An 11,278-nucleotide genomic window follows, 5' to 3' on the forward strand; every position below is an offset into this window, starting at 1 on the left:
TATGCATGCTAGCAAGACTCATACACCTTCTTTTGGAGAATTTTTTGAATTAGATTCTCCTGAAACTTCAAGCCCTTTCATCAAGCCCACAAGTCGTCAATGGGGAGTCAATCTTACTTTAAAGGCTTCAATAGCAGCTACTGTTTTACTGGCTATTTCTTTTGCATTTTCCTGGTTTAAGGTTACTCATTCCCTATCGACATTATTACTAGTCATAGTTTATTTCCTAGCAGGCATTCCTGCCTTAATCGAATCTTTTGAAGATCTAGCTAATTTAGACATTAATATTGATATTTTGATGACGTTAGCGGCTTTTTCTTCCGTTTTAATTGGAAGCGAAATGGAAGGAGGGCTACTGCTTGTTCTTTTTGCTCTATCAGGTGCTATGGAGCAAGCGGTCACAGAAAAAGCTAAAAGCGCTATCAGCGCTTTGCATAAACTCTCTCCTACCAAAGCTAGTATAGTTCAGGCAGATGGGACTCTCCTAGAGAGAGCTATCAATGAAATCCAGGTAGGCGAAACTATTCTAGTTAAATCGGGTCAAGTGGTACCTTTAGACGGCTTAGTGATTGAGGGCATTTCAAGCGTAAACCTTGTCCATCTGACAGGCGAAAATTTTCCTGTGACGAAAAAGGTTGGAAATGAAGTACCGGCTGGGGCCACTAACTTAGATGGAGCTCTTGTTTTGCAAGTGCTAAGAACTAGCTCAGACTCGACCTTAGCCAAAATCATTCAATTGGTCACTCAAGCGCAGGATACTAAACCCAAACTTCAACGCTGGTTTGATAAGTTTAGCCGCCGCTATGCTATTTCTATCATTTGTTTATCCGCCTTTTTCGTACTCATTTTGCCATACCTACTTTCTATCCCTTTTTTAGGAATGGAAGGATCTGTCTATAGAGCCCTAGCTTTTTTGATAGCCGCTTCGCCCTGCGCTTTAATTATAGCTATGCCTATTGCTTATTTAAGTGCCGTAGGAGCTTGTGCAAAGCGCGGCATTTTGCTAAAAGGAGGAGTCATTTTAGATGCCTTAGCTTCTTGTAATAAGATAGCCTTCGATAAAACAGGTACTTTAACCACAGGAGAGCTTACCTGCGCAGCTATAGAAAGCTTGGATCAAGGAATTGATAAAGCTACAGCTCTTAGCATCGCTTTTGCTCTAGAAAAAAATGCCGTACATCCTATAGCCAAAGCTATCTTAGACTACTCTCATCACACTAAAACTTTACCCCTCGAGCTTAAAAATTTTAAAGCTATCCCAGGCAGTGGCCTTGAAGGAACCGTTATTCTACCCGAGGGAGAGGTTTCCGTTCGCATTGGACACCCTGAATTTATTGCAGGAAAATTAAACCCTACTCAGGCTAAAAATTTATTAGATAAATGTGAGGAATTGCAAAATCAGGGTGAACTTGTCTCCCCTCTTCTAGCTGGTAAGCACTTAGTATTATTCCGCTTTCTCGATACAATACGACCTAGCATTCAAAGCACTTTAAAGAATCTTAGCCAAAAGATGGGCTTAAAACTAGTTATGCTGACGGGTGATCATCCCTATAGTGCTGAGCGCATTGCTAAAGAGCTTGGTATCTCCTCTTTTTATGCTAATTTGAAACCGGAAGATAAACTAAAGCATGTAGCACAACTAGCGGAAAAAGAAGGCCTGGCAATGGTGGGCGATGGCATTAACGATGCCCCTGCTCTTGCACGCGCAACTGTAGGCATTTGCATGGGAAAAGTAGGAACGACTACAGCTGTTGAAGCCGCTGATATTGTGCTATTGCAAGATAATATTGAACGACTCGATTGGCTTTTTCTTAAGGCAAAAAGAACTCAGCGAGTTGTCAAGCAAAACCTTTTTATAGCTATTGCAGCCATTTTTATTGCTACTATTCCTTCTATTGCTGGATTCATCCCTTTATGGCTAGCAGTATTGATGCATGAAGGAGGCACTGTAATAGTAGGACTAAATGGGTTACGTCTTCTAAAAAGTTAAACCTTGTCCTCTATCTAAGCCGGCCTGATATTAGCACCTAAGCTTACTAATTTAACTCCTCTTTTATAAGCAATCATAATCTAAAAAAATTTTGATAACTTAAAAAAGGAGTTTTTAATGTCTTCTTAAGCTAATTCATTTACTTAAAATTATTGTATTAAAAGCTTACAAGCAAAGAAAAGAGCTCTTAACCTTCTTTCTTATCCTCTCTCACTAATTTTTTTACTCCCCTCTATTTAGCATCGTATCTCGGCACATATTCTTTTAATTTAATGTTAATAAAATATGTTGTAAAAAAAACATTCTCATTCTATAAATTGTTGTTATAAATAAACTTACGTTTACCCAGGAGAAAAGAAATGTCAGCGCCTACCATTACAAAAGCTAGAGTTGTAGAGCCAGCTATAGAAAGACAACCTTTAGCAAATAAAAAAAATATGCCAGTTCAGTTTGGTTCAATGAACAGAGGCAAGACTTTTACACTCGCCACTTTAGGAATTACAGCAAGCGTGGCAGCAGTCGCAGCTGTTGCAGCTGCAGTTTTTTCTTCTTACTTGGTAGCTGCTATAGCGGCCACAACATTAGTGACAACAATCTTAGCTACTATTTCCGCCACTCGTATAAATCTTTCTGCTGAAGATTTAAAAAAGCATACTGAACTTAAAACCCAAGTTGCTCGCCTTGAAAACCAACTTCAAGAACTCAATCGGCTAAAGGCCAATGCAGAGGCAGAGCTTCATACAGGCGAAGGTAAAACACCATCGCTATTGACACAAGAGAAATTAGAGGATCCAGCAAAAATTCTAGGGAAGCATACAAGTGAAGTAAAAGATATAAAGGAAAAGTTGGTGCATCTTAACAAAAGTTTGTTAGAGGCAGAAAGCACGAAGCAACGAATGAAAGATGATTATGAGACTCAGATAAAAGCAAAAGAAGCTAAAATCCTGGAACTAAGCAAACAATTGGACAAGGTCCAAAAACAGTTAGAAGAAATACAAAAAAACATTCCTCAACAAACAGTTCCTACCCAGGGGCAAGTAAATAGCAAAGAGAAAATTAAAGTAGAGGCACAGGAGAAGGAAAAGGTAAAACTGCAAGCCGCCTTGGAGCAACTTATTCAAGAAAAAAAACAGCTAGAAGATAGCTTGAAAGCAAAAAATGCTGACTTTGACCAACTTAAAAGCGTGCATCAGAAATTGTTAGAACAAAAAGAAAATGAGGTTTTTGACCTGCAAGAAAAATTAAAAGCGGTTAAAAAAATGCTAGAGTCTCAACAGCACTCTGAAGAAATAGCTCAGAAAAATGCCGCACTTGAAGCGCAATTAGAAGCGCTGAGAAAGCAAATTCAGAATCAAGTCTCCAACGTAGAGACCAAAGAAAAGCAGATAGTAGAGCTCCAAAAGAATATCCAGAGCTTTCGCCAAGAGAATGAAAAATTAAGTCATGAATTTATCAACTTGAAAGAACTGAATGCTACCTTGGTAGAAAAAATTAAAGAGGAAAAACTTAAACATCCTGACGATAAGTCCTCCAGCGAGAAACAAGTAAGATTTGCTCAAGAGAAATCTTCTCAACCTGCTGTCCAAACTTCTCCTTTACATTTTACTCCTGAAATGGAAGAAGATTTGAAACAGTATTTCAAAGCCAAAGATATGGCCTTAACCTTTTCTATCGATCAGCAGCTCCATATATTAGGTGTACTAAAAAAGAATATCCTAGCATTAGGCAGTAAAGTTAGCAGCGAAGCAAGAGACTCTGCTATTGAATGGATCGATATCAATTTTAATAACCTAATATTTAAAAAATATGAAGCTTTTAAATCAGAAATTGAAGATTTAAGGCAGAAATTAAAGCAGAATAACGCCTTGGTTACCAATGAAAATGAGCTAGAGGAGCTTAAGCAAGAAACGCAAAAACTTAAAAATGAACGGCTGCTTTACTTTAAAGATCAAGCAGAACTTTTAGAAAAATTTAAGGCTAAATTAGAAGAAAATAAAAAAACTAACAAAAAGATTATCCCTCTTGTCGAGCAATGTCTTGCTTCTCTCACTATGAAGAAATAAGCAATAAAGGCTGATCATTTTATCTTTCTTTTAAGGTCTTGCTTTATCTAGCAAGACCTGCCTTCAAGCTGCTTTTCTTATTATATTCTTCGACAAATAAAAAAATAAAGCCAAATACTTTGTTCTTTTAGAGAATAAAAAGCAAGCAGAAAATTTAAACAATAATAGATAGGCTTCCTTTTAAAAAGTTATCTTCCCTAACTAAATCATATTCCTCTTGTAAAAAAACCTAAGTACACTTATAAACTTAAGGGCATTTTACGCTGAATTTTCTAAGGAGAAACAAAATGACACAAGAAGTAATAAATAACGCTTTACAAGCTTTATACCTAGGAGATGGAGAGCCCTCCACCCAAAGAAAGGAATCTCCAGGAAATATGCTGGGTCGCCGAGTAGCTACTATCTGCTTTGGCAGCCTGGCAATCATAGCTTCTACCGCAGCAGCCGTAGCGGCCTTCATTTTTGCTTCTCCTGTAATTGCAGGGGCCTGTGCTACTACTGCGCTAACAGGAACACTTATCTCTACCATTCTAGCCAGCAGCCTTAAAGTTCCTTTTTCATTAATTAACCTGGTCAAGAGGCTTACAGAAAAAGTTAAAACTTTGTTTCAAGCTAATAATGCTTTAAATCAACAGATAGAAGAATTAAGAAATCAGCCTATTAATCATGAAGATGAAGTTGCTAAACAAAAAATAGCTCAACTTAATCAACAAATAGATGCACTAAAAGTAGAAATTCGAACTAGCAACGAAGAAACTCACCAATCGAGAGAAAGACTTCAATATGCGCAAGAGGCTATAGCCAAAGCTGAAGAGCAAATAGGTGAGCTTAATCAACAGATTGATGAGATAAAGGCTAAAATGGGCATTAAAATGGAAGAGACTCAAGCCCTCCAACAACAACTTGAAGAAGCAAAGAAAATAGTTGCTGACAAAGAAAAGGAAATAGAAGAAGTAAAAAATTCTTCAAATTCTGAGTCTAATCTCAAGGTTGCGCAAACGGCACTGAATGAACTTCATGCCACTCAGAAAGCGAAAACAGAGATAGAAAAAAAGCTTTCGGAAACGCAGAAAGAGATAGAAAAAATGAAGAAGAAGCTCACTAAAGCCGATTATGAGAAGAGGGCGGTTGAAGTTAGGTTAAAAGAGACAAAATCAAAACTTGATATTGCACAAGACAGCTTAGCCAAAAAAGAACAAGAAATTGGGCTTTTAAGAAAAAATTTAGATAACACGATGAAATTGTCAAAACATCAAGTGGAAGAAATACAAAGCTTAAAAGCTAGGCAAGAAGAGTTAGAAAAAAGATTAAGTGAAAACCCCTCAAGCGATGAAAATGTTACCCCTACTCTTACTTCTTCCGCTACTGTGGCAGAGCATCTAAGTGCTAATACATCCGTTGAGAATCCAGTGTATGTTGCCAAGATTGAAAAGCTAACTGAAGAGCTTCAGGCATTAAAAACTGCTATTCAAGATAAAGAGCATGAGGTTGAAGAGGTCAGGAGCAAAGCTAAAGCCTATGTTCATGAAGTTAAAGAAGGTACACAAAATTTCATTGATAAACTGCGAAACAAAATCTATCACCTGATGGAAAGAAATTCAAGCAAGGAAGAAATTTTAGTAGCGATCGATAAGATGGTAAATGCAATAAAATAGTCCGAACGAAAATAGAGCCAATCTTTTTTAAGCATTTAGAGCTCTGTCTTAGGCAAAAAACAAAAAAATTTTAATGGTTTATTCCTACGCAATAGATTTTTATTCTTTAACAGTTTCTTATATCCTTAAAAAGCATTTTTAAATAAAGGAAAAGCAAAAATGTCAAGCCTTACACCTAATAGCCAGGTTTCGCAGAATGATTCTGCGGCTATTCCATTAGCCGCTTCGCCTCAACCGCCTTCAAATCCTAAGAAAAATTTTTATTCCTTTACAGTAAAAACGATAATATTTGGGGCGACTGCAGCTACTGTTCTACTAGCCATTAAATGTATTAAGCAGGAGCAGATCACCTTGACTGACCCCAGGATTTTGAATAACTTTGAAGCAAAATTTATAGCATTTTCCTCTGAAAAAATTATAGCAACTGCAGCAGGAGTATGTGCTTTATTGGCAGTAGAAGTCTATAAAAAAAACAAGACGGTCGAACGGTTAGCTGCTAGGAACCTAGAATTGCAAAATGAAGTTAACATCTTAACAACTACGTTGCAAGAAAAGGCAATTGAGATTCAGCAATTAAATCAATCTCTAGCCATTCCTTCTATAAGCAGCGAAGGTGAGCCTACACTTACTCCTCCTCCCTTTATAGAGAGCACGCCGCGGATAAGAATGGATACTAGTTATGAAGTGTTGGCTACTCCTCCAAGAAAACCTCCACTTGTTCCTCCTACCCCTGCCACCCATGCCGCTCGAATTCTAAGAGTATTATATAATGATGAGCTTAATATGGAGAATAGCGAGCAAATTTTACAGGGGGAAATAGAAGATGAAATTTCATCAACTCCTTTTTCTTCTCCTCACTCCACGCCCCCTACTCCTTCCAAAGATGCTGCGCGGCATCTAAGAAAAATATTTAGCGAAGAGCCTAATTTTTAGAAGCTAAAGCAAATTTTTTTAAACCTTTCTAGATAAACTTCTTCTCTTAAGTTGTTACTCCCCCTTTTGTGTATCTTACCAAGGGGGGGATTGATACTTTTCCCCTCTTGAAAAGAAGACTTTCTAAAATTTAGCAATTAAAAACATTAACTGCTAAAAATTGCTTGATCGCAAATACCTGATAAATTATCATAAGTTCACAAAGGAAGGAGCACATCTTGAAAGCATTAAAGCTTATTACCGTAAAGAAATCGGCTAAACATAACCGTGAGCGGCAAGTTTTAATGGGGCTGATTGAATTATACCTTAAAACTGGTAAACCTATCGGCTCTCATACTCTTAAAGAATTTCGTTTTGAAGAGTTAAGCTCAGCTACCATCCGTAATTATTTCTCGAATTTAGAAAAAGAAGGTTATCTTTCTCAACAGCATTCTTCCGGCGGACGTATTCCTACAACTCAAGCATTCCGACTATATGCTCAGGAACATTCTACCACAAAGCAGACTTCAGAAACCTACCAACATGAACTTCAAAAACTTCGAGATAAAGAAACTCACGAACTAGCTTCTTATCTACAAGAAGCTGCTGAAACATTAAGTCACCTAGCAAAATGCGCCGTCTTTTTATCGGCACCTCGTTTTGATCAAGATTATATCAATCAAATAAAAATTGTGGAGATTGATCATACGCGCTGCTTATGTATCATTCTTACTAGCATTGGCTTGATACAGACGGAAATCATGCCTCTTGATAAGCGAATGAGCACCTTCTCCTTAAAGCGAATGGAAAGATACTTTCAATGGCGACTCAACCGTATTCATCAATCCTCTAGCTCGATAGATATCAACACACCCGATAATCTTACTGAAGAAGAAAAAAACTTAGCTCAATTATTCTATAATGAAATTATGGTACGCTATGTCGTTAGCTATTCCAATTTTACCGATGAAGATATCTATCGCACCGGTTTCTCAAAATTGCTAGCTTATCCCGAAATGCAAGATGTCTCAAAGCTTACCCACTGTCTCTCTTTGTTTGAAAACGTTCCTTCCATGCGTTTATTGCTAAAAGAATGCAGCAAAAAAGAGACCTTAAAGTTTTGGATAGGCGAGGATCTTGATTTTCTTTCTGCAGGCCCGCAAGAATGTTCAGTAGTTACCGTTCCTTATTATGCCAATAAACAATGTGTGGGAGCTATAGGACTGCTAGGCCCTATACGCTTGCCCTATCGGCATCTATTTGGCTTATTGCATAACTTTTCAGAAAACATTAGCGAGGCTATTACCCGAAGTATTTATAAATTTAAAATCACATTTCGCCAGCCACAAAGAGGGACGATTAGTACCCAACCGGATAAGCCATGCTTTTTGGGTGAATCTTCCCTCATGCTGATTGAACACAATGGTACGTAAAAGAGGAGCAAAAAATGACTATTGAAGATATACCTGATGAAGATGAATCTACCCCATCTTTAGAAAAGGAAACAAAGCCTAAAAAAGAGCCAAAAACAGTACATATTAGCGATCTTGAACTCGAGCATCTCAAAAGAGAGATACACGATTATAAAGACAAATATTTGCGCTCGATTGCTGAAGCAGAAAATTTAAGAAAACGTTTAAATAAAGAACGACAAGAAATGATGCAGATGGCTATTCAAAGCGTGATAGTAGATTTTCTTACTCCCCTGGATCATATGGAAAAGGCTTTGTCTTTTACAGATCAAATGTCTGAAGAGGTAAATAACTGGGCCACAGGATTTAAAATGATACTTAATCAATTTAAAGAAGCCCTCACTAATAATGATGTGCATGCTTTTAAATCGATAGGGATGCCCTTTGACCCTCATCACCATGAAGCAGTAGAAATGATAGAAACTACAGAATTTCCTGAAGGGACTGTCGTCGAGGAGAATACTAAAGGTTATAAAATGGGTAGCAAGATTATTCGACCTGCTCGAGTAAAAGTAGCCAAAAAATCAAGTCCTGAGACGCATATAGAGGAAAATTTATCCTCCTCTAACACTGAATAAGTGAAAGTAAACGTTGAATTGATTACAGAAAACGCTTAAGTGAGTGTTGCCTTTTCTGAAAGCAAAGCTATAACACTCACATAAGGCCTTAAGCCAAATAAACCATCACATAGCAAATTACAAATAAGGAGTTTTAAAGATGACTCAAAAAAAATCAAAAATTATAGGCATTGACTTAGGGACTACAAATTCCTGCGTAGCAGTGATGGAAGGTGGAGCTCCTAAAGTCATTGCTAATGCTGAAGGTACAAGAACCACTCCCTCTATCGTAGCTTATAAAGGTAATGAGCGCCTTGTAGGTATTCCTGCAAAACGCCAAGCTATTACTAATCCAGAAAACACTATTTCATCTTCAAAACGCTTCATTGGCCGTAAATATGATGAAGTAGTGTCTGAGATTAAGACAGTGCCCTATAAAGTTACCAAAAATGCTAATGGAGATGCAGTCTTTGAAGTATTAGGTAATAAGATTGTTAGCCCCGAAGAAGTGGGTGCACAAATCTTAATTAAGATGAAAGAGACCGCAGAAGCATATTTGGGAGAAAAAGTAACGGAAGCTGTGATTACAGTTCCTGCCTACTTTAACGATTCTCAGCGCCAATCCACGAAAGATGCCGGTCGTATTGCTGGCTTAGATGTTAAACGTATCATCCCTGAACCTACCGCCGCTGCCTTAGCTTATGGTTTAGATAAAGAAAAGAGTGATAAAAAAATCGCGGTATTTGACTTAGGAGGAGGCACTTTTGATATCTCGATCTTAGAAATAGGAGATGGTGTTTTCGAAGTGCTAGCCACCAATGGTGACACTCACTTGGGTGGTGATGACTTTGATAACGAAATTCTTAAATGGATTCTTGATACCTTTAAACAAGAAAATGGCATCGATCTGCATAATGATAAGATGGCTTTGCAGCGCTTACGTGATGCAGCCGAGAAGGCGAAAATTGAACTCTCTGGCACCCAATCGACAGAGATTAATCAGCCCTTCATCACCATGGATGCTACTGGGCCTAAACACTTGTCTTTAACCTTAACTCGCTCGAAACTAGAAAGCTTAGCTCATAACCTAATCGAGCGTACTAAAGAGCCTTGCCTAAAAGCCTTGAAAGATGCTGGCTTAAAAAAAGAGGACATTAACGAAATTATTCTCGTAGGGGGAATGACTCGTATGCCTGCTGTGCAAGAGGTGGTGAAAGACATTTTTGGCAAAGAAGGAAATAAAGGTGTTAACCCCGATGAAGTGGTCGCTGTAGGCGCAGCAATCCAAGGTGGAGTTTTGACAGGCGAGGTAAAAGATGTACTTTTACTCGACGTTACCCCTCTAACGCTTGGTATCGAAACTATGGGCGGCGTAATGACTCCTCTAGTGGAGCGAAACACTACTATTCCCACTCAAAAGAAACAGATCTTCTCTACCGCAGCTGACAATCAACCTGCCGTAACAATCCGTGTTCTGCAAGGTGAACGTAAGATGGCCAATGATAACCGAGAAATAGGACGATTTGACTTGAGTGATATTCCACCAGCTCCTCGAGGTATTCCACAGATCGAAGTAGCTTTTGACATCGATGCGGATGGTATTTTGCATGTTTCTGCAAAAGACATATCGAGTGGTAAAGAGCAAAAAATTCGTATCGAAGCTCAATCAGGGCTACGTGAAGACGATATTCAACGTATGCTTAAAGATGCTGAACTTCATGCCGAAGAAGATAAAAAGCGCAAGGAAGAAGTGGAAATTCGCAATGAAGCAGATTCCCTCTCATTCCGTGCGGCAAAATCACTCGAAGAGTATAAAGAAAAGCTACCTAAAGATCTTGTCGATACGATCCAAAGCAAAATCGAGGCTATTAAAAAAGCTTTAGAAGGCGTGGATATCGAGCGTATAAAAACAGCTAAACAAGAACTGGAAACCCAAATGCAACATATTGGGGAAGCCATAGCAAAGGCAGGACACGCAGGCAGCCCTGATGCTTCCTATGGGCAGTCTACGGCAGGTGGCCCAGGAGCTGGCTTTGGTGCTGAGCAGCAAGAATCTCAGAAGCAAGGCAATGGAGAAGAGACGATAGAGGAAGCAGACATAGAAATTATTGATGACAATAAAAAATAGATGTCGGCCTTTCAGAAGACAGCGAAAAAAAGCGCTGTCTTCTTTTCTTTACTGTAGCCTACTTTTCCTCCTCTTAGAAATTATACGCTTTAAAAAAACTTAGTCTACCTACCCAACCTTCTGAAAGACATCCCTCTGCTTAGCAAAAGGGATTTTATAAAGTACGTGACTGCATAAGGAGTAGATTAAAAGCGTATTATTCATGATAGAAAATCTTTATCCTATGTCTCCAATTTTTCACGCTTGATGTTGTTTTAAAAGAATAAACAGAGTCTGTCAGAACCTAAAGTAGTGAAATTGTAGATGACACTGCTTAACCTAATAAGCCCTGCATTCAGTCTGCTCGCACGGACAAGCAAAAGCGAATAAGTTAGTTTTATAAAGTATGACTTGTAAATCTGGTCCCCCTGTGACCGCTCATGATTAACTCACCTTACGCACAGATGAGTTGAAAAAATTATTCTAGAGGTATATTTTTTTCTTTGAAAAGAGGAGAAAAAA

The 11,278-nt window shown here is 38.3% G+C and carries 7 protein-coding genes; all 7 read left to right on the forward strand.

Annotated features, from left to right (window positions below):
* The first annotated feature begins 1 nt into the window (after position 1).
* Complete coding sequence (locus tag NEOC95_RS07020; protein ID WP_213152298.1) at positions 2 to 1,990, forward strand: heavy metal translocating P-type ATPase; 1,989 nt, start codon at positions 2 to 4, stop codon at positions 1,988 to 1,990.
* A 359-nt stretch (positions 1,991 to 2,349) separates the two neighbouring features.
* Positions 2,350 to 4,053: a coiled-coil domain-containing protein gene (locus NEOC95_RS07025; protein ID WP_213152299.1), complete on the forward strand. Its 1,704-nt coding sequence runs from the start codon at positions 2,350 to 2,352 to the stop codon at positions 4,051 to 4,053.
* 287 nt (positions 4,054 to 4,340) lie between these two features.
* Entirely contained in the window at positions 4,341 to 5,708 is a 1,368-nt protein-coding gene (locus NEOC95_RS07030) for a coiled-coil domain-containing protein (protein WP_213152300.1), read from the forward strand.
* A gap of 159 nt (positions 5,709 to 5,867) precedes the next feature.
* Complete coding sequence (locus tag NEOC95_RS07035) at positions 5,868 to 6,641, forward strand: hypothetical protein (RefSeq protein WP_213152301.1); 774 nt, start codon at positions 5,868 to 5,870, stop codon at positions 6,639 to 6,641.
* A gap of 218 nt (positions 6,642 to 6,859) precedes the next feature.
* Positions 6,860 to 8,053: a heat-inducible transcriptional repressor HrcA gene (gene hrcA, locus NEOC95_RS07040; RefSeq protein ID WP_213152302.1), complete on the forward strand. Its 1,194-nt coding sequence runs from the start codon at positions 6,860 to 6,862 to the stop codon at positions 8,051 to 8,053.
* 14 nt (positions 8,054 to 8,067) lie between these two features.
* Positions 8,068 to 8,670 carry a nucleotide exchange factor GrpE gene (locus NEOC95_RS07045; protein WP_213152303.1) on the forward strand — a complete coding sequence of 201 codons (603 nt, stop codon included), beginning with the start codon at positions 8,068 to 8,070 and terminating at the stop codon, positions 8,668 to 8,670.
* A 139-nt stretch (positions 8,671 to 8,809) separates the two neighbouring features.
* Positions 8,810 to 10,777, forward strand: a complete 1,968-nt coding sequence (gene dnaK, locus NEOC95_RS07050) for a molecular chaperone DnaK (protein WP_166157158.1) — start codon at positions 8,810 to 8,812, stop codon at positions 10,775 to 10,777.
* Positions 10,778 to 11,278: the final 501 nt, after the last annotated feature.

Origin of the sequence: Neochlamydia sp. AcF95, assembly GCF_018342455.1 — a bacterium.
Lineage (GTDB): Bacteria > Chlamydiota > Chlamydiia > Chlamydiales > Parachlamydiaceae > Neochlamydia.